Below are 560 nucleotides of genomic sequence, written 5' to 3' on the forward strand. Positions count from 1 at the left end.
CCAACGAGAACGAGCTGGAGGGCAACGACGGCGAGATCCAGCGTCCCGAGGTCGCCGAGCTGCAGTTCCGCGGCTCGCCGGTCGGCAAGGTCGTCGCGATGCCGAAGTTCCTCCGCATCCTGTACGGCGACGCCAAGGTCACGGCCAACGGCAACAAGAACGCCAAGGACTCGTGGACCTGCACCGGCTTCGAGGACAAGGTGCAGATCAACAAGTACCCGATCTGCCCGCAGGGCTCGAAGGTCAAGCGCATCCACGACTTCCCGAGCTGCTGGGACGGCAAGAACATCGACTCCGCGAAGCACCGCGAGCACATCGTCTTCCCGGACAAGAACTCCGGCAAGTGCCCGAAGGGCTTCAAGGCCGTGCCGCAGCTGCGGATCTCCCTGACCTACAACATCCCCAGGGACATCCAGCAGAAGGGTCAGTACAAGGTGGACTCGTTCCCGGAGGAGGCGCACAACCCGTTCTCCGACCACGACGACTTCGCCAACGTGATGTCGCAGCAGATCATGGACAGGCTCGTCAACTGCGTGAACACCGGCAAGAAGTGCAAGGAG

At 62.7% G+C, this 560-nt stretch carries 1 protein-coding gene; it reads left to right on the forward strand.

Features of this window, described 5'->3' with window-relative positions:
* On the forward strand, positions 1–560 hold a 560-nt coding region (locus tag UK23_RS16960), incomplete at both ends, for a DUF1996 domain-containing protein (protein ID WP_045312512.1).

Origin of the sequence: Lentzea aerocolonigenes, from assembly GCF_000955955.1 — a bacterium.
Lineage (GTDB): Bacteria > Actinomycetota > Actinomycetes > Mycobacteriales > Pseudonocardiaceae > Lentzea > Lentzea aerocolonigenes_A.